Genomic DNA, 18,120 nt, shown 5'->3' on the forward strand with positions numbered 1-18,120 from the left:
GGCGGGAAATCGCGCGGCACCGAACGCCATTGGCACCCCGTCGACAACACATACAAGAGCGCATTGACGACCGCCCGCATCGACGTGGACGGCGGGCGGCCCAGCGCCGACTTCGCCGGCAAAAATGGCAGGATCAGCGCCCATTCCGTATCCGTCAAATCGCTTGCATAGCGCCCCGCCGCACGCTCATGCTGCCGCCGGGTGGTCTTGGTCCAAACCATGCTGTGAGCCTCCCTGATCTTCGCAAATCAAAGAGAATCACACTTGATCAGGACCACCTAGACATTACGGGCCAGACACTGAGGATGATGGTCGAGTCTCGCCAGGTCAGCGCAGCAGCAGGCCGCCGTCGACATGGATGGTCTGGCCAGTGATGTGGCCGGCCGGGCGCGACAGCAGGAAGGCAATCGTCGCGGCGACGTCGACGGGGGTGCCCATCCGGCCGTTCGGCGTGGCCTCGATCGCCGGATTGTCGGCGGAATGCGGCATCGCCTTGTGGCCGCCCGGGTCCTTGCGCGTGAAGCCGGGCGCGACGGCGTTGACCGTGGTGCCGGTCGGCGCGAGCTCGAAGGCCAGCGCCTTGCCGAGCGCCTCCAGCGCCGCCTTGGCGGCCGAGGTCGCCGGGAAGGTCAGGCCGGCCTTGGCGAAGGTGTGCGCCACGAAGGAGCTCACGATCACGACGCGGCCCCAGGACGAGGTCTGCAGGTCGGGCAGGGCGGCGGCGACGAGGCGGTGGAAGGCGACCGGCATCGAGGCGAGCGCGTGGGCGAGGTCGTCCTCGGTCAGCGTGGTGAAATTGGCCATCGACGCCTTGGCGGCGTTGCTGACGATCTGGTCGAGGCGGCCGAAGCGGGCGCGGGCCTGCGCGACGAGGGCGGCGGGAACGGCCGGATCGGCGAGGTCGCCGAGCGCCGTGTCGACGAGGCTGCCGGCCTTGCGGGCTTCTTCCGCGACCACCGCGAGGCCCTGCTCGTTCTTGCGCGTGTGCAGGAGGATGGCCGTGCCCGGCCTGGCGATGGCGCGCACCGTCGCCGCGCCGATGCCGCTCGCGGCGCCGGTCACCAGCACGACGCGTTCGATGGTCTCTGTCATTCCAATGCTCCTGATCGCAAATTCTTCCCTGGCCGCGTCTTCTTCGCGCGAACCGGGACCACTTCGCTCGAAAACGCTTCTAGAAGGCGACGGCCTGGCCGTCCTTGCGCGGGTCCGATCCCGCGACATAGCCCTCGTGCAGACGTTCGATGATCTGGGCGCCGCCAAAGGCGAACACCGAATCCGGCGGCTCGACCACGACCTCGTGGCCCCGAGCCGCGAGTGCCTCGACGAGGGCGGCGGGGAAGCTCGATTCGACCGCCACCTTGCGACCGCCGATCACGCGCCAGCGCGGGGCGTCGGCCGCGGCCTGCGGGTTCTGGCGGTAGACGAGGCGGCGCAGCATCATCTGCGTGTGGCCCTGCGCCTGCATCGGCCCGCCCATGACGCCGAAGGCGGAGAGCGGCTTGCCGTCGGCATCCATCGCGAAGCCGGGGATGATGGTGTGGAAGGGGCGCTTGCCGGGGGCGACCTGGTTCACGTGTCTCTTTTCCAGCGTGAAGCCGGCGCCGCGGTTCTGCAGGCTGATGCCGGTGCCGGGCACGACGATGCCAGAGCCGAAGCCCATGAAGTTGGACTGGATGAACGACACCATCATGCCGCTCGCGTCGGCTGCGGCGAGATAGACGGTGCCGCCCGGCTTCGGCGCGCCGTAGGAAGGCAGGCCCGCGCTGCCGCGGTCGACCAGCGTGGCGCGCTCGGCGAGGTAGCCGGGATCGAGAAGCGCCGCCGGATCGAACACCATGTGCGCGCTGTCGGCGACGTGGCGGCCCGCATCGGCGAGCGCCAGTTTCGTCGCCTCGATGGCGAGATGCAGCGTCTCGACATCGTCGACGGGATCGGCGCCGATGCCCAGATGTTCCAGGATGCCGAGCGTGATGAGCGTGACGATGCCCTGGCCGTTTGGCGGGATCTCGTGCACGACCCCTTCAGCAAATGTCTGCGACAGCGTCCCGACCCAGTCCGCCTTGTGCGCGCCGAGGTCGTCGAGCGTCAGCGCGCCGCCATGCGCCTTGGCGTGGGCGGCAAGCTTTTCCGCCAGCGCGCCGCGATAGAAGCTCTCGCCCTCGGTAGCCACGATCGCCTCGAGCGTCGCGGCCAGCGCCGGATTGCGGAAACGTTCGCCGGCGCGCGGCGCGTGGCCGCCCGGCAGGAAGGCCTCCGCGAAGCCGGGCTGCGTGCCGAGCCGGTCGCCGCCCATCTGCCAGAGCCGGGCGATGATGGGCGAGACGGCGAAGCCGTCGCGGGCATAGCGGATCGCCGGCGCGGCGATGGTCTCGAGCGGCAGGCTGCCGAAGCGCTTCCAGAGCGCGATCCAGCCGGAGACGGCGCCGGGCACGGTGACGCTGTCCCAGCCTGCCGCCGGCATGGCGTCGTGGCCGGCGAAGCGATCGGGCGTCCAGGCGGAAGGCGCGCGGCCCGAGGCGTTGAGGCCGTGCAGCTCCTTGCCGTCCCAGAGGATGGCGAAGGCGTCGCTGCCGACGCCGCAGCCGGTCGGCTCGACAACCGTCAGCGTCATGGCGGCGGCGATGGCCGCGTCGACGGCGTTGCCGCCCTTCGCCAGCATGCCGAGCCCCGCCTGGGCCGCGAGCGGCTGCGAGGTGGCGACGACATTGCCGCCGAGGATGGGCGAGCGGTGCGAGGAATAGGGTTGGCTGAAATCGACCATGGCGTGTCCGGTTGTCCCGCTCTCGTCTCTAGCACGCATGCCTAGCTCTTGGCCGGCTTGTCGCCATGCGACGTGGCCGGTGTGCCGCGGAAGAGCGACATGTGGCTGTGGTTGCTGACCCAGGGCTCCTCGACCGATTTGCGGATGAAGCTGACGGTCGCGCGTCCGGCTCGGGTGAAGGTACTGCCATCCTCGTGATAGCCGGTCGAATCGAAGACCGCGAGGCCCACGGCGAAGAGCCGGTCGGGCGAGACCAGGGCACGGATGTCGTCCCGGAAGGTGAAGCCGTCAACCGTTGGCCAGACCTTGCGCCACTGCGTCGTCTCGGCCACCTCGCGGCCGACCATGAAGTCCGTGAAGGTGCCGAACGAGATGAAATCGTCGATGACCAGCTGGCGCGCCGGCACGAAGTCGACGGCCCGCACATAACCGGAAAGCTCGGTGAACCAGCGGCGGATATCGGCGAGGTCGGCTTCGTGGACGACGGTTCCAGCTTCGATATGCTGAGTCATTTCAATGTCCTCATGCGATTGCTTCAACGGGCGCCGCAGGTGCCGCGACCGCCGAATGCCCGGTGCCGAGCAGGGTCCAGGTCCGGTAAGTCAAATCCCAGAAGCGCTCGTCCTTGCGCAGCGCGACGACGTCGCGCGGCCGCTCGAACGGCACGGCGAGGTCGGCGACGATGCGGCCGGGCCGGGCCGACATCACCAGCACCCGGTCGGCCAGCGTCAGCGCCTCGTCGACGCTGTGGGTGATGAAGACGACGGTCTTGCCCGAGGCTTCCCAGATCCGGAGCAGTTCCTGCTGGAGGACCAGCCGCGTCTGCTCGTCGAGCGCGCCAAACGGCTCGTCCATCAGCAGGATGTCGCGATCGTCGGCAAGCGCGCGCGCCACCGCGACGCGCTGCTTCATGCCGCCGGAGAGCTGGTGCGGCAGGGCCGAGCGGAAATCCGTCAGCCGTGTCAGTTCCAGCAGTTCCCCAACGCGGCGGTCGATCGTCGCCTTGTCGACGCCTGCGAGAGAAAGCGGGAAGGCGATGTTGTCGGCGACCGAGAGCCAGGGAAAGATCGAGGCTTCCTGGAACACCAAGGCCGGCGTCTTGCCGCCGGCGATGGCGACCGTGCCGGAGAGCTGCTTCTCCAGCCCGGCCAGGATGCGCAGAACCGTGGTCTTGCCGCAGCCGCTTGGCCCGACGAGGCAGACGAACTCGCCGCGCTTCACCGAGAAGACGAGGAAGAATACGCCGATGGCGATGACGACGTATTTCGACAAATCGCCGATGCCGAAGATCAGCAGGATCAGCGGCAGGATGGCGATCTTCGGCACCGGATAGAGCGCGGCGAATATCGGCGCGAAGACGCGGTGCAGCTTTGGCGACAGGCCGAGCGCCGTGCCGATCAGCAGCGCCGGGATCGCGCCCATGACGAAGCCGATCGCCACTCGGCGCAGCGTCGCGCCGATATGCACGAAGAGCTCGAGGCTCGCGATCATCTGCCAGGCGGTATCGACGATCGAGGACGGCGCCGGGAAGAAGCGCCTGTCGACGAGGCCAGCGCGGGAGGCAAACTCCCAGAAGGCGAGGATCAGCAGCGGGCTGAAATAGGAGATCAGGCGATAGCGATGGTCGCGCCGCGCCGGCGCCACCAGCTTCTCGACCTCGGCGGCCGAAAGGCCGGCCGTGCCCTTGATGCCGCGATCACCGGCCATGGAGCGCGCTCGCGAGCTCGGCAAAAGCGCGGGCCGGGGACCGGCCCTCGGCAGGCAGGGCGGCGTACACGGCCGCGATGAGCAGCAGCGCGCCGATCGCGGCAAGTGTCTGGCGGGGGAGTTTCGGCACGTCGGACCGTTCGCTGATGGCCATTTCGCGCGGCGGGGGATGCCATGCGATTTCGACCGCCACGATCGGTCAGGCGGCGCGTTTCAACGAGCGACGGGGTTGTGAAATATCACTGCCGAGGAGAAAAATTTCATGCCCCGACGATGGGGCGCGCAAAGCCGCCGGAACGGCGCGCCGTCAGTCGGTCACGGCGTCCCAGGGCAGGTCGGCGACGCGGATCGGCCAGCGCTCGAACACCAATGTTTCGGCCTGTGCTTCGTCGCGTTCGAAGACGCGGGCAGCCATGCCGAGTTCGGCGGCCGAGTTGCCGAGATGCTTCGCCATCGAGAGCGCGACGTCGTGCGACGTGAATGCGCCGATCAGCGATCCGCTCTGGCTCACGATCGCATAGCCCCGGTCTGCATTGGGCTCGACATAGTAGACCGCCGAATCAAACACTTAACGTCTCCTCAACACCTCTGGGATGCATAGCTGAGTCGGTTGTGCCTGTGTGCGGCGATTGCCGTCCAGCCGGGAAATTCATCCGGATTTGCCGGCAGTGTGGCCCGGGAAGCATGCCGTGACTGTGACCGGCGTCGCTGCGTCGGCCGGCGTTTTGTCCGCAGGCGGTCGCGTTTCGAGTCGCGTCCGCTCATTTCCCCTCAGGGTTGTCAGAGGGGCTTGCGTCAGGTCTGCGCGCCCGGGCCATTGTCGCGCCTCGTCGCGAGCAGGGGACCGATCGCCAGGAAGGCGATCACCGCCACCGTGCCGAGCCCGGCAATGATGGAAAGCGCCTCCGGAATGCCGAGCCGCTCGGTCATCAGCGCGAAGGCGAAGGGCGCGGCCGAGGAAACGACGAGGCGCACCGAGGTCAGGCGGCCGAGGCGCTTGCCGTAGCCGTCGCTGCCGAAGAGCTCCAGCGGCAGCGTTCCCTGCACGATGCTGGCGAGGCCGGAACTCAGGCCGAACACGATGGCGAAGGCGAAGGCGCCGGCAAGGCTCGGCGCCGTCATGAGCAGGATGCCGGTCGCCAGCGGCAGGAAGAGCGAGGCGATGATGGCGAGCGAGCGCTGCGACAGGCGGCCGGCGAACATCATGTTGGTGAAGCGGCTCAGCACCTGGGCCGGGCCGAACACGGAGGCGACCAGCACGCTCGCCTGCGCCAGGCCGAGCCCGGACAGCATGGGCAGCATGTGCACCAGGAAGGTCGAGGTGACGAAGCTCTGGATCGCGAAGCCGATGAGCATCAGTCCGAAGGCGCGGGGCCGCTGGGCATCGCCGACGACGCCGGCCACGGAAGGCGAGGTCGCGATCGCCGGATCCAGCTCGGCGCTGCTCGCGCCGCGCTGCCGTGTGCGGACCGTCAGCCAGGCATGGATCGGCAGGCAGATGACGAGGTGCAGCGCGGCGTAGACCATGTAGACGTGATGCCAGTCCATCCGCTCGCCGAGCGCGGTCGTGAAGGGCCAGAACAGCGTCGAGGAAAAGCCGGCGATCAGCGTCAGCTGGGTGATCGTGCGCTGGGCCCGCACCGGGTTGATCTGCACCAGCAGCGTGAAGGAGCTCGTGTACTGCACCAGCGCCGACGCGATCTGGATGGCGATCAGGCCGAGGACGAGCATGACGCTGTTCACGGCCAGGGCGGAGGCGCCGAGCGCCAGCCCGGCGACCAGCGAGCCGACCGTCATGACGCGCCCGGCGCCGGCCCTGTCGATCCAGGCGCCGATCCAGGGCGCGCAGAGTCCGCTCGCCAGCAGCGAGACGGAGAAGGCGGCGAACATCCATTCCGTCGACAGGGCGAATTCGCGCCCCATGCCGGGCGCCAGCACGCTGAAGGAATAATAGAGGGTGCCGTAGCCGATGATCTGGGTCAGGCCGAGGGCGAGGACGGCGGAAACGGGGCGTATCATGCTGTGGTCCTGCGCCTGGCGGACCCATCCCGCGGCGGTGTCGGCACGTCGCGGCGGGGCCGCGAATCGTGCGCTGCGCGCTTCTATGCGCGCTCGCGGCCGGTAAGAACAGTCCATTTCACACGACGTTGCCCGCGGTGCCGCAGCGGGCCGCTACGGCCGGGCCGGGGCATCGCCCGAGCGCGCTCGGGGACGGCGGATCTGGTTAGCCGGCATGTCATGCGGGCGTTACGGGGGCGGGAGTAAGCGGGGGCCGTCGCGCCGGACTGGCGCACCCATCCTTCGTGAGGCACTCATGAACGCCAAGCTTTCCAGCGCCTTCGGCACCTTCGCCGTCGCGGCGCTGCTCGCCGGCCCGGCCGCGGCCGACAAGACCAAGATCGATTTCTGGTTCGGCAATTCCGGCGATATCGCCAAGCGCGTGCAGGAGCAGTGCGACCGCTTCAACGCCAGCCAGACCGACTACGAGGTCGTCTGCACCAGCCAGGGCACCTACGACGCCTCGCTGCAGAACACCATCGCCGCCTTCCGCGCCGGCCAGCAGCCGACCATCGCCCAGGTCTCCGACGCCGGCACGCTCGACATCATGCTGTCCGGCGCCTACTACCCGGCCAACAAGCTGATGACCGACATGGGCTACACGGTCGACTGGACCGACTATTTCCCGGGCATCGCCAACTACTACGCGACGTCGAAGGGCGAGATGTACTCGTTCCCCTTCAACTCCTCGACGGCGCTGCTCTACTGGAACAAGGACGCCTTCGCCAAGATCGGCAAGGACCATGCGCCGAAGACCTGGGAAGAGGCCGCGGCCGATTTCAAGGCCCTGAAGGCCGCCGGCTATGCCTGCCCGCTCGCCTTCAACATCTCGCGTGACGAGGTCTGGCAGCTCGGCGAGCAGTTCATGGCCGTGCATGGCGAGCCGATGGCCACCAAGCGCAACGGCTTCGAGGGCCTCGACGCCGAGCTCACCTTCAACAAGGGCAAGTGGGTCCAGTTCGTTAAGGATCTCAAGGGCTGGTACGACAACGGCGAAGCCGTCATCAAGTCGAAGGAAACCGGCCAGACCTTCATCGAGGCGTTCGCGAATGGCGACTGCCAGGTCATCCTGACCTCGGTCGGCGACCACGGCAATATCGGCCGCACCGCCAAGGAAGGCGTCAACTGGGACGTCGCCATGCTCCCGGTCTACGAGGGCACCGATCGCAAGAGCTCCTTCGTCGGCGGCGCCTCGCTCTGGGTGCTCAACGGCAAGTCGGAGCCGGAATACAAGGCGGCCGCCGCCTTCTTCGACTTCATCGCCAAGCCCGAGGAAGCCCTGACCTGGTCGACTGTGACCGGCTACATCCCGGTCCGCAACTCCGGCTTCAAGTACCTGAACGAGCAGGGCTTCTACGACAAGGCTCCGTACAAGGGCCGCGAGCACGCGATCGCCAGCCTGACCGCTTCGTCGGCCGAGGATCCGGCTCCGCAGGGCATCCGCCTCGGCGGCCTGCTGCAGATCCGCCAGGAAATCTCGAACGGCCTGCAGTCGATCTTCGTCAACAACGAGGACGTCCAGACGGCGCTCGACCAGTCGGCTGAACGCGGCAACCAGATCCTGCGCCGCTTCGAGCAGACCTACCAGGGCAAGACCCTCCCGTAATCCGGGCTGAAGCTCCCACCCCACCCTTCGTGCCGGGGGGCCGAAGGGCAGGGAGGCCGGCGGAACGTGGCTCACCCCACGTTCCGCCTCTTCCGTTCCGTCGCCGTCGCGGCGCCGGACGGCTCAAGACCGCCGGACCGGCCATGCTGCGCCGCCGCCGGCCGCCGCCCCCAGTGAGAATCTTCGATGGAAAAGCGCGCCACCTTCTCGTCCACGACCATCGGCCTGCTGTTCGTGCTGCCGATGCTCGTCCTGATGTTCGTCTTCTTCTACTGGCCGAGCGGCCAGGCGCTCTACTGGGCCTTCACGCTCGAGCAGCCCTGGGGCGGGGGCAATACCTGGGTGGGGCTGCAGAACTTCCGCCAGTTGCTCGCCGATCCCTATTACTGGGGCGCGATCGGCCGCAGCCTGGTGTTCGGCCTCGGCTCGACCACCATCGCGATGGGCCTGGCGCTGGTGCTGGCGCTGTTCACCGATCGCGAGCTGCGCGGCCACAAGGCCTATCGCAGTGTCTTCATCTGGCCCTACGCCATCGCCGCGCCGGCGCTCGGCCTCGCCTTCCGCTTCATCCTGGCGCCCGAGGCGGGCTTCCTGTCGCTGATCAACCAGGTTTGGCCCGGCCTGTGGAACCCGGCGCTCGACGGCAAGGACGCGATGATCGCCGTCATCGTCGCCTTCTCGTGGAAATATATCGGCTACAATTTCATCTTCTTCCTGTCGGCGCTGCAGTCGATCCCGCGCTCGCTGACCGAGGCGGCGGCGATGGACGGCTCCGGCCCGCTGCGGCGCATGTGGGACATCCAGCTGCCGCTGCTGACGCCGACCCTGTTCTTCCTGCTCGTGATCAACATCACCGAGAGCTTCCAGGACAGTTTCGGCATCATCGACATCATGACCCAGGGCGGTCCGGCGCGTGCCACCGAGCTCATGGTCTACAAGATCTATTTCGACGGCTTCAAAGGCCTCGACTATTCCGGCGCCGCCGCCCAGTCGATCATCCTGATGCTGCTCGTCATCCTGCTCACCATCGTGCAGTTCCGCTTCATCGAGCGGCGCGTGCACTACAAGTAGGGAGCGGGACCATGGTCGAACGCACCCCCGTCTTCAACGCGATCTGCCAGGCGATCCTCCTGATCGGCCTCCTGATCGTGCTCCTGCCCTTCGTCATCGTGATCGTGGCGTCGACGCACGACATCCGCACCGTCAACACCGTGCCGATGCCGCTGACGCCCGGCGGCGATCTGTTCGTCAACCTGCACGAGGCCTGGGTCCGCGCGGATCTCGGCCGCAAGCTCTTCAATTCCTTCCTGTTCGCCGGCACGGTGGCGGCGGGCAAGGTGCTGCTTTCCTCGATGGCCGCCTTCGGCATCGTCTATTTCCGCTTCCCCGGCCGGATGCTGCTGTTCTGGCTGATCTTCATCACGCTGATGCTGCCGCTCGAGGTGCGCATCGTGCCGACCTACGCGGTCGCCGCCAACGCGCTGGCGCCGTTCCAGGCGATCCTCGACATCACCGGCGTCACCTGGCTGATCCAGACGCTCTCCGGCATCCGCGTCTCGCTCGAATGGGGCCTGCTCAATTCCTATACCGGCCTGATCCTGCCGCTCGTCTCCACGGCGACCGGAACCTTCCTTTACCGCCAGTTCTACCTGACGGTGCCGGACGAGCTGGCGGAGGCCGCCAAGATGGACGGTTCCGGCCCGGTGCGCTTCTTCGTCGACGTGCTGCTGCCGCTCTCGAAGCCCAACATGATCGCGCTCTTCACCATCATGTTCGTCTGGGCGTGGAACCAGTATCTCTGGCCGCTCCTCATCACCACGGATCCGAAGTTCGGCATCGCGGCGACGCAGCTGAAGACGCTGATCCCGTCCGAGTTCGGCCTGCCGGACTGGAACGTCGCCATGGCGGGCACGCTCCTCATCATGTCGCCCCCCCTGATCGTCGTCATCCTGCTGCAGCGCTGGTTCGTGCGCGGCCTGATCTCGACCGAGAAATGAGCTGAAAGGATCCTCCCATGTCTTCGATTGCCATCAAGGGCGTCCGGAAGGCCTATGCCAAGAACGCCGTCGTGCACGGCGTCGACCTCGACATCGCGTCCGGCGAGTTCATCGTCATCCTCGGCCCCTCCGGCTGCGGCAAGTCCACGCTGCTGCGGATGATCGCCGGTCTCGAGGAGATCACCGGCGGCGAGATCTGGATCGACGGCAAGCTGGTCAACAAGATGGAGCCGCGCGAGCGCGGCTGCGCCATGGTGTTCCAGAACTACGCGCTCTATCCGCACATGACGGTGGCCGAGAACATCGGCTATGCGCTGAAGGTCGCCGGCGTGCCGAAGGCCGAGCGGGCGGCGCGCGTCGCCGCGACGGCGAAGGTGGTTGGCCTCGAGGCCTTCCTCGACCGCCGGCCGGCGGCGCTTTCCGGCGGCCAGCGCCAGCGCGTCGCCATGGGCCGCGCCATCGTGCGCGAGCCAAAGGTGTTCCTGTTCGACGAGCCGCTCTCCAACCTCGACGCCAAGCTGCGCGTCGCCATGCGCGCCGAGATCCGGCGGCTGCATCGCCGGCTCGGCGCCACCTCGGTGTTCGTCACCCATGACCAGACTGAGGCGATGACGCTCGGCGATCGCCTGATCGTCATGAATGGCGGCCGCATCGAACAGGTCGGCACGCCGGCCGAGGTCTACAACCGGCCCGCCACGCGCTTCGTCGCCAACTTCGTCGGCTCGCCGGCGATGAACCTGATGGAAGGCGAGATCGACCGGCACGGCATCTTCACGCTCGATGCGGCGCGCCGCATCGCCATCCCGAACGCGATCGAGTCTCGTCTGGTCGGCCACAAGGTGACGCTCGGCGTGCGCGCCGAGGCGGCGCGGCTGGTGGCGCCCGAGGCTCCGGGCGCGCTGCCCGCCACGGTCGACTTTGTCGAGGAACTCGGCGCCGGCCGGGTCGTCCATACCGATCTTGGTGGCGTGTCCTTCGCGGTCGCGATCAGCGATCCGGTCGCGCCCGGCACGGGCGAGCCGGTCGGCATCCTGATCGATCCCGCCGACGTGCATCTCTTCGCCCAGGACGACGGCCGGCGCATCGATCTCGCCGCGCCGCAAGCCGCCCTCGACCCCGCCGCCTGAACTTCTCCCCCTGCGAAAGCAACATCATGACCCATGACCTGATCACCCATGTCGGATTCACCGCCGAGCCCGGCGAGGGTGACCTCCGCCGCCTCGAGGCGTCGTTGGCCCGTATTGTCGAGCTGGGCGCCGACGTGGCCGAGCTGTCGCTCTGCGGCGACGACCTGATCGCCGGCGGCCGCGTCCTGGAGGGACGGGCCAAGCGCCTCGCCGACATCTGCGCCAAGTTCCCGCTGCGCTACAGCGTGCACGGCCTGATCCTGTCCAACTTCATGGACGCGCCGAATCTCGAGTTCCAGAAGGCGGCCGCGCTCGCCATGATCGAACTGTGCGGTCGGGTCGGCGCCGACGTGCTCGTCCACCACAGCGGCCATGCGCCGATGGCGCCGGCCCGCATCATCGCCGGCTACGAGGCGATGCAGCGCGACGCGCTGGCGGAGGTCGCCGACGCCGCCGGCAAGCACGGCGTCCGCGTCGCGCTGGAAAACATCTTCGCGATGGACGACGCCATGTTCCGCCAGCAGCCGTCCCAGGTTGCGGCGACCATCCGCGAACTGAACCACCCCCATCTCGTCGCGACCATCGATTTCGGTCATGCCTATATCGAGACGACGCGCACCGGTGGCGACTTCCTCGCCGAGGTCTCGGCGATGGGGCCGGTGGCCGGGCACCTGCATGTGCACGACAATTTCGGCCGGCCCTATTCGATCAGCCACTTCTACCACCAGAGCGAGGCGATCGCGCTCGGCATCGGCGACCTGCATCTGCCGCTGGGCTGGGGCGATCTGCCGTGGGAAGCGGTGTTCGACACCATCCAGGTCCTGCCCGGCACGGCGCTGATCATGGAAATCGGCGAGCGCTTCGACGCCGAGCGGGAGGAGTCGATCGATCGCGCCCGGGCGCTGGCCGCGCGCCTCAACGCACGCCATGCTGCCGCCGTGGCGGCCTGATCATCGGGTGAACTGATGTCCTCGAACGAGATTTCCGCGCCGTCGCCCGAGCTGGTGACGGTGACGGTGCCGGAGCTGCCGGCGCCCGCGGTCGCCTTCATGACAGAGACGATGCAGGCGGCGTTGACCCGATCCGAGCATGACCGCCTGGCGCTCGACCTGCCGGCGTTCAATGCGGTCGAGCTGCGCGCGCCGGTGCTGGCCGATGCAAGGCCGGCGAGCCAACCGCTGCGTGTCGCCGCCTGGAATGCCGAACGGCTCAAATATCATGCCCAGTCGGTCGAACTCGTCGCCGGCGTGGCGCCGGACATCCTGCTGTTGACCGAGACGGATGTCGGCATGGCGCGGTCGGGAAACCGGCACACCACCGCTGAACTCGCCGCCGCGCTCGGCATGGGCTACGTCTATGGCGTCGAGTTCCTGGAACTCGGGCTCGGCGATCCGCGCGAGCGTGCCTGGCATGCGAACGAGACCAACGCGGTCGGTTTCCACGGCAATGCGCTGCTGTCGCGTCTGCCGCTGAGGGACGCGGCGCTGATCCGCCTCGACGATGGTGCCGTGTGGTGGCTGGAGGCCGAGGGCGACCAGCGCCGGCTCGGCTGGCGGATGGCGATCATGGCCACGGTCGAGACGGGGCAGGGGCCGGTTCTCGCGGTCTCCGTGCATCTCGAAAGCAAGTCCGACACCGAGGACCGCGCGCGCCAGATCGAGCGGCTGCTCGCGGTGGTCGAGGCGCATGCCAGGGACGGAATGCCGGTGGTGATCGGAGGGGACCTCAATACCAACGACCTGCTGGAGCTGGTGCCGCAGGACTGGCTTTCGGCACCTGAGGAGCGGGAGCCGCTCTTCGCGCGGATGGCGGAGGCCGGCTTCGAATGGCAGGCGGCCAATACGGGCGACGACACTCAGCGCTCGCGTCCGGACGGGACGCCGCTGCCGCCCTTCTGCCGGATCGACTGGCTTTTTGCCCGCGGCCTCGACGCTTCGAGCCCGCGCACGGTGCCGGCGCTGGACGGGGCGGGGAGCGCGATCTCGGACCACGACCTGATCGTCGCGGATTTCTCGGTTCGGGGCTGATTGGCGGGGAGCGCACAACACCGCTCTCAACATGCTGAGGGGCCCGAAGGGCCGTCTCGAAGCACGCACCATGTTGCGACATCGACCCTTGGAGCCATGCACTGCTGCCGTGCGTCCTTCGAGACGGCTTGCTTGTGCAAGCCCCTCAGGATGATGGAGATCGGAGCTCTGCAGGTCCGGTATTCGATACTCTGCAAACCTCTCCCTCAGGCAGAGGGGAAGGGAAGCTGCGACTCGCTCGGTCGTCCTACTCCCAGCCGAACACGCTGCGGCCGGCATAACTCGCCGACCGCTCGCGTTCGTCGGCGATCATTTCCTCGACGCTGGGGCCGGTGGCGAAGCGTTCCAGCCGCCGCGCCTCGGCGTCGAGCCGCCTCAGCGCTTCCATTTCCTCGGTCTCGCCGAGCTTCGCCTTGCGAACGGCCCGGTTCATGACGTGGATCGTGTGGTCATAGACGCGGAGCGGCACCGGGAAGGGATGGCGGTCCTTGCCGCCATGGGCGAAGGAGAAGCGGGCTGGGTCGCTGAAGCGATAGGGCGCGCCGTGCACGACTTCGGCCACTATGGCGAGCGCCTGCACGGTGCGCGCGCCGACGCCCGGCACCAGCAGGAGATCGGCGAAATCGGCCGGGCCGCGCTCGGCCGCCGCCGCGAGCGCCCCATGCAGCCGCCGCGTGACGACGTCGCTGGAGCGGACGTCGTGATGCGCCGGCATGACGAGATGCGGCAGCAGCGGCTGCTCGACCGGCAGCGTCTCCGCCGGCGGTTCCGCCTCGGCGCGCAGCGCCGCGAATTCCAGCGCGATCTTGGTTGGCCCGAGATCTGCGAGGATGTCGAGTTGGCCGGTCCGGGAGGCGACGGCGCGCTTGTCGGTCAGGTTGACGATCTCGCCCTGCCGGGGGCCGTCGATCGCGGCATGCGGCGTCTCGACGAAGCTGGTCAGTCCCTCGGACAGCCAGTGATAGCGCCGCGCCTGCCGGCTTTCGTCGTTCATGCCCTGCTGCACCACGGTCCACTTGCCGTCATCGGCGACGATGAAGCCGTGCAGGTAGAGATCGAAGCCGTCCTGGATGGCGGCGCTGTCGACCTTGGCGACCAGCCGGCTCGCCTTGGCGAGCGCATCGCCGTCGAAGCCGACCCGCTCGCCGATGCCGATCAGTTCCTGCGGGGTCAGGCGGGAGTGGCGGCCCTTGCCGCCGCAGACATGCAGGCCGAGCTCGCCGGAGAGCGGCGTCAGCCCTCGCTTCAGCGCGCCGAGCACGCTGGTGGTGATCCCCGAGGAGTGCCAGTCCATGCCCATCACGGCGCCGAAGGACTGGAACCAGAACGGATGGGCGAGGCGGCGCAGCAGCTCGTCGCGGCCATATTCCTGCACGATCGCCTCGGAGATCACCGCGCCGAGCCTGGTCATGCGATCGGACAGCCAGCGCGGGACATGGCCGCCATGCAAGGGCAGATCGGCGCTGCCGGCTCGTCTCGCCATCTGATTCGCCTTCTTCCGTTGTTTCAGCGGCGGCTGATCGGCTGGGCCTGACGTCGCGGCCGCGCGCGGTTGAATCCGGTTGGGTGTCTCGTCGTGCCAGAAGGCTTGTTGCTGCTGGGATCTGACGATAGTCCTGCCTGATCTTCTCGCCCTGCCACCAAGGACGGCGGACCTACGTTCCCCCCACGAAGGCTCATTCTGACATGACGGCAACGTCCGCGCCGGACTTCCGGTATGACATCAACGGCCTTCGCGCCTGGGCCGTCCTGGCCGTCATCCTCTATCACTTCGACATAGCGGGATTCTCCGGCGGTTTCGTCGGCGTCGATGTCTTCTTCGTCATTTCCGGCTTCCTGATGGCGGGGATCGTCGTCAACGGCGCGACGCGGATCGACCCGGGCTGGAAATCGCAGGGCCGCTTCCTGCTGGAGTTCTATCTCGCCAGAGGGCGAAGGATCATCCCGGCGCTCGCGGTTGTCTGCTTCGCCGTTCTCGCCTGGGGCTGGCTCCATCTGGCGCCGCAGGACTTGGAACAGCTTGGACGTCATGCGCACCGCGCGATCCTGTTCCGCTCCAATATCGGGTTCGCGAAGGAGGCCGGCTATTTCGATGCCGCCTCGATCGACAAGCCGCTGCTGCACACCTGGTCGCTCGGCGTGGAGTGGCAGTTCTATCTGCTGTTCCCGCTGGTCGTGCTCATCTTCTGGCGCCTGCGGCCGGGTGTGAAGTGGATCGCCGGAGTGCTGGCGCTGATCGCGATCGCGTCGTTTCTCTACAGCCTTCACGAGACGCTGGCGTCTCCCGCGAACGCCTTCTTCCGCCTGCCGTCGCGTGCCTGGGAGTTGCTTGCCGGCGCGTTGGCCTATTGCGCAGGCACTGTGTTCGCGCGCAGCGCTCGGCTCGCTCGCGGGCTCGAACTGGCGGGCTTCACACTGATCATCGGCGCCATCTTCCTCGTCGATGCGACCACGCCCTGGCCCGGTTCGCTGGCGGTTGTTCCCGTCGCCGGGGCCGTGATGGTCCTGCTGGCGGCGCGGCAAGGCTCGCTGCTGACGGCTCCGCGTCCGCTGCAGTGGATCGGCAGCATTTCCTATTCGCTCTATCTCTGGCACTGGCCGATCGTCACGGGCCTTTACTACTACCAGCTGGCGGGGGCGCCGGCGGCTGTCGGCGCGGGATTGGTCATCACTCTGGTCTGCGGTTGGCTGTCCTATCGCTTCATCGAGCAGCCGGCGCGCAAGGGGCTGCGCGACCTTCGCCCGCGTGGCGAGCTTGCGGCACTTGCGATCGTCCTGCTCATGGTTTTCGTCCCAGGGCAGATCATCCGGCAGCTGCGTGGCGTGCCCGTGCGCTTCTCGGAAGAGGTCAGGGTGGTGTTCAGCGAGCGCTCGAACACCAATCCGCGGATCATCGAATGCCAGACGAACGACCAGCGTCCTGTGCCGGAATGTACCTATGGTGGCCCGAAGCTGGGGGCGATCGTCATCGGCGACAGCCATGCGGGCGCAGTCATCCGATCGGTCGAGAAGGCGCTGCCGGACACGGAACTGCATGTCCTCGACTGGACGCGCTCCGGGTGTTCGACCATCGCCGGGCTGCATCGCCGTGACGGGCAGCCGGACCATTGCGGGGATTTCGTCGATCTGGCGTTGGAGAAGGGCCGCAAACTGCCGCCGGTGCCCCTGATCATCGTCAATCGGACCAGCTCGACGACGGATCCGGGTGAGCCTTCGGCCGTGAATGGGGCGCCCTTCTTTCTGGCCAAGACTGATTTCGCCACGCGGTCGGACGACTATTTTGCCGAGATCCGCGAGGCCATGCTGGATACGGCCTGCACCTTCGCGCGGCATCGTCCCGTCTACTACCTCCGCCCGATCCCCGAGATGCCGCGCGACGTGCCGAAGCATATGGGGTTGACGCTGCGGGCCGGGCAGGCGGAGCGCGTCTCGATCTCCATGGAGGAATACCGCAAGCGGAACGCCTTTGTCTGGTCGGCGCAGGACGAGGCGGCGGCGCGTTGCGGCGTCAAGATTCTCGACCCACTGCCGTATCTCTGTCGCGATGGCCGCTGCTGGGGCGATGTCGACGGGCGTCCGATCTACTACGACGACGATCATCTCAGCGAGCGGGGCGGGGCCCAACTGATCCCGATCTTCCGGTCCGTCTTCAAGCCGGACCTGCAGGCCGCCCGATCGCCGTGACCGAGGTCCCGACACCGGAAGGCCCGCCAGGCTTGCGAACTGCCCGTCGTGGCCCTCATGCCGCGGCCGGCGATGGGGCGGCCGGCGCCCGATCCGGCTGACTAGAGGCCGCCGCCGCGTTCGCCGGCGCTGATCCAGTTGACCGGGGCCTCGAAATGCCCCTCGAGCCCGGTCGGCAGGAACTGGAGCCGTGCCCGGCCGGCGCCGGTCAATCCGCCATTGATCAGGCGTGAGCCGAAGCCGTGACGGGTCGGCCTTTGCGCCGGCGGTCCGCCCCGCTCGATCCAGCGCATGTGCAGGGTCGCGTTCTCGGCGTCGCCTTCGATGGTCCAGCGGATCTCGACGCGGCCGGTCTCCACCGAGAGCGCGCCGTGCTTCACCGCGTTGGTGACCATTTCGTGCAGCATCAGCGATACCGAGATCACGGCCTTGGGCCCGATGGTGAGATCGGGTCCCTCGACCTGGAAGCGGTCCGGAGCGGCGTTGTGCTTTAAGGCCGCCTCCACGACGTTATGCAGGGGCGCCGCCTCCCAGCTCTGCCGAAGCAGGATCTCGTGCGCCGAGCTCAGCGCCATCAGGCGCTGCGTGAAGGCGGCCAGCGCCGCGTCGTCGGCCTGGCCGCGCAGGGTCTGGCGGGCGATCGCCTGGACGATCGCCTGCGTGTTCTTCATGCGATGCCCGAGCTCGGCGTTCAGGACGCGGAGCCGGGTCTCGGCCTCGACCTTGGACGTGGTCTCGATGACGGTGTCCATGAAGCCCGCGACCTCGCCGAACTCGTCGAGCAAGGGCGTGTAGGCGAAGGTGAAGTAGGTCTGCTCCGGATAGCCGTAGCGGTTGACGACGAGCGGGAAGTCCTCGATGAACGTCGCCTCTCCGCTGAAGGCCTTGTCGACGATCGGTCCGATCGTCCGCCAGGCTTCACTCCACATGTCACGGAACGAGCTGCCGATTCCGATCTGCTTCTTGCCGAGGATCGGCACGAAGGCGTCGTTGTAGATCGCGATCATCTCCGGTCCCCAGACCAGGCATTTGGGGAACGGGGAGGCGAGAACCAGCGCCACGACGGTGCGCAACGATTGCGGCCACAGCGTCGGCGGCCCGAGCGGCGTGCGGTCCCAGTCCAGGGCGCGGACCGCCTTTCCCATCTCGCCGC

17 protein-coding genes are annotated in these 18,120 nt (G+C 67.8%); 7 read left to right on the forward strand and 10 right to left on the reverse strand.

The annotated features are described in order from the left end of the window. The 8 genes from G539_RS26460 to arsK all read right to left on the reverse strand — a co-directional run. A partial coding sequence (locus G539_RS26460) for a transposase (protein ID WP_156911684.1) occupies positions 1–221 on the reverse strand: 221 nt, incomplete at its 3' end. A 106-nt stretch (positions 222–327) separates the two neighbouring features. Then, complete coding sequence (locus G539_RS0100065; protein WP_029073404.1) at positions 328–1,092, reverse strand: SDR family NAD(P)-dependent oxidoreductase; 765 nt, start codon at positions 1,090–1,092, stop codon at positions 328–330. Between the two features lie 79 nt (positions 1,093–1,171). Continuing rightward, positions 1,172–2,800 carry a gamma-glutamyltransferase family protein gene (locus tag G539_RS0100070; protein WP_281173869.1) on the reverse strand — a complete coding sequence of 543 codons (1,629 nt, stop codon included), beginning with the start codon at positions 2,798–2,800 and terminating at the stop codon, positions 1,172–1,174. Positions 2,801–2,802: 2 nt separating this feature from the next. Further along, positions 2,803–3,273, reverse strand: coding sequence for a Cif family virulence factor (locus G539_RS0100075; protein WP_035829745.1), 471 nt, complete (start codon positions 3,271–3,273; stop codon positions 2,803–2,805). 10 nt (positions 3,274–3,283) lie between these two features. Further along, the gene (locus G539_RS23100; protein WP_169516595.1) at positions 3,284–4,468 is read right to left on the reverse strand and encodes an ATP-binding cassette domain-containing protein; all 1,185 of its coding nucleotides are present in this window, start codon (positions 4,466–4,468) and stop codon (positions 3,284–3,286) included. Continuing rightward, a complete protein-coding gene (locus G539_RS26875; RefSeq protein WP_156911686.1) occupies positions 4,458–4,661 on the reverse strand; it encodes a hypothetical protein in 204 nt (67 codons plus the stop codon). The genes G539_RS23100 and G539_RS26875 overlap by 11 nt, the downstream gene beginning before the upstream one ends. A 114-nt stretch (positions 4,662–4,775) precedes the next feature. Next, positions 4,776–5,036: a hypothetical protein gene (locus G539_RS0100090; RefSeq protein WP_029073407.1), complete on the reverse strand. Its 261-nt coding sequence runs from the start codon at positions 5,034–5,036 to the stop codon at positions 4,776–4,778. A 227-nt stretch (positions 5,037–5,263) separates the two neighbouring features. Continuing rightward, a complete protein-coding gene (gene arsK / locus G539_RS0100095; protein ID WP_035829747.1) occupies positions 5,264–6,487 on the reverse strand; it encodes an arsenite efflux MFS transporter ArsK in 1,224 nt (407 codons plus the stop codon). A gap of 295 nt (positions 6,488–6,782) precedes the next feature. Here arsK and G539_RS0100100 point away from each other — a divergent pair, with 295 nt between their 5' ends. The 6 genes from G539_RS0100100 (at position 6,783) to G539_RS0100125 (ending at position 13,283) form a co-directional block, all read left to right on the forward strand. Continuing rightward, positions 6,783–8,132 (forward strand): extracellular solute-binding protein, encoded by a 1,350-nt coding sequence (locus G539_RS0100100; RefSeq protein ID WP_029073409.1) that lies wholly within the window; start codon positions 6,783–6,785, stop codon positions 8,130–8,132. A 186-nt stretch (positions 8,133–8,318) separates the two neighbouring features. Continuing rightward, positions 8,319–9,203, forward strand: a complete 885-nt coding sequence (locus G539_RS0100105) for a carbohydrate ABC transporter permease (RefSeq protein ID WP_029073410.1) — start codon at positions 8,319–8,321, stop codon at positions 9,201–9,203. Between the two features lie 11 nt (positions 9,204–9,214). Beyond that, entirely contained in the window at positions 9,215–10,129 is a 915-nt protein-coding gene (locus tag G539_RS0100110; protein ID WP_029073411.1) for an ABC transporter permease subunit, read from the forward strand. 17 nt (positions 10,130–10,146) lie between these two features. Further along, complete coding sequence (ugpC, locus tag G539_RS0100115) at positions 10,147–11,256, forward strand: sn-glycerol-3-phosphate ABC transporter ATP-binding protein UgpC (RefSeq protein ID WP_029073412.1); 1,110 nt, start codon at positions 10,147–10,149, stop codon at positions 11,254–11,256. A gap of 26 nt (positions 11,257–11,282) precedes the next feature. Beyond that, positions 11,283–12,206 carry a sugar phosphate isomerase/epimerase family protein gene (locus tag G539_RS0100120; RefSeq protein WP_029073413.1) on the forward strand — a complete coding sequence of 308 codons (924 nt, stop codon included), beginning with the start codon at positions 11,283–11,285 and terminating at the stop codon, positions 12,204–12,206. A 15-nt stretch (positions 12,207–12,221) separates the two neighbouring features. Beyond that, positions 12,222–13,283 carry an endonuclease/exonuclease/phosphatase family protein gene (locus G539_RS0100125; protein WP_029073414.1) on the forward strand — a complete coding sequence of 354 codons (1,062 nt, stop codon included), beginning with the start codon at positions 12,222–12,224 and terminating at the stop codon, positions 13,281–13,283. A gap of 247 nt (positions 13,284–13,530) precedes the next feature. On the opposite strand, the gene G539_RS0100130 is transcribed toward G539_RS0100125, so the two are convergent. Continuing rightward, entirely contained in the window at positions 13,531–14,766 is a 1,236-nt protein-coding gene (locus tag G539_RS0100130; protein ID WP_029073415.1) for a DUF763 domain-containing protein, read from the reverse strand. 203 nt (positions 14,767–14,969) lie between these two features. On the opposite strand from G539_RS0100130, the gene G539_RS0100135 reads away from it, so the two are divergent. After that, positions 14,970–16,967: an acyltransferase family protein gene (locus G539_RS0100135; protein ID WP_029073416.1), complete on the forward strand. Its 1,998-nt coding sequence runs from the start codon at positions 14,970–14,972 to the stop codon at positions 16,965–16,967. A gap of 101 nt (positions 16,968–17,068) precedes the next feature. On the opposite strand, the gene G539_RS23105 is transcribed toward G539_RS0100135, so the two are convergent. Then, entirely contained in the window at positions 17,069–18,112 is a 1,044-nt protein-coding gene (locus G539_RS23105; protein ID WP_051231084.1) for a sensor histidine kinase, read from the reverse strand. Positions 18,113–18,120: the final 8 nt, after the last annotated feature.

It is taken from the genome of Kaistia adipata DSM 17808 (genome assembly GCF_000423225.1).
In the GTDB taxonomy this organism is placed as follows: Bacteria; Pseudomonadota; Alphaproteobacteria; order Rhizobiales; family Kaistiaceae; genus Kaistia; species Kaistia adipata.

Coding starts and splice junctions, on each gene's coding strand:
- G539_RS0100065 (WP_029073404.1), bottom strand. CDS start 1,092: ATGACAGAGACCATCGAACGCGTCGTGCTGGTGACCGGCGCCGCGAGC.
- G539_RS0100070 (WP_281173869.1), bottom strand. CDS start 2,800: ATGCGTGCTAGAGACGAGAGCGGGACAACCGGACACGCCATGGTCGAT.
- G539_RS0100075 (WP_035829745.1), bottom strand. CDS start 3,273: ATGACTCAGCATATCGAAGCTGGAACCGTCGTCCACGAAGCCGACCTC.
- G539_RS23100 (WP_169516595.1), bottom strand. CDS start 4,468: ATGGCCGGTGATCGCGGCATCAAGGGCACGGCCGGCCTTTCGGCCGCC.
- arsK (WP_035829747.1), bottom strand. CDS start 6,487: ATGATACGCCCCGTTTCCGCCGTCCTCGCCCTCGGCCTGACCCAGATC.
- G539_RS0100100 (WP_029073409.1), top strand. CDS start 6,783: ATGAACGCCAAGCTTTCCAGCGCCTTCGGCACCTTCGCCGTCGCGGCG.
- G539_RS0100105 (WP_029073410.1), top strand. CDS start 8,319: ATGGAAAAGCGCGCCACCTTCTCGTCCACGACCATCGGCCTGCTGTTC.
- G539_RS0100110 (WP_029073411.1), top strand. CDS start 9,215: ATGGTCGAACGCACCCCCGTCTTCAACGCGATCTGCCAGGCGATCCTC.
- ugpC (WP_029073412.1), top strand. CDS start 10,147: ATGTCTTCGATTGCCATCAAGGGCGTCCGGAAGGCCTATGCCAAGAAC.
- G539_RS0100120 (WP_029073413.1), top strand. CDS start 11,283: ATGACCCATGACCTGATCACCCATGTCGGATTCACCGCCGAGCCCGGC.
- G539_RS0100125 (WP_029073414.1), top strand. CDS start 12,222: ATGTCCTCGAACGAGATTTCCGCGCCGTCGCCCGAGCTGGTGACGGTG.
- G539_RS0100130 (WP_029073415.1), bottom strand. CDS start 14,766: ATGGCGAGACGAGCCGGCAGCGCCGATCTGCCCTTGCATGGCGGCCAT.
- G539_RS0100135 (WP_029073416.1), top strand. CDS start 14,970: ATGACGGCAACGTCCGCGCCGGACTTCCGGTATGACATCAACGGCCTT.
- G539_RS23105 (WP_051231084.1), bottom strand. CDS start 18,112: ATGGGAAAGGCGGTCCGCGCCCTGGACTGGGACCGCACGCCGCTCGGG.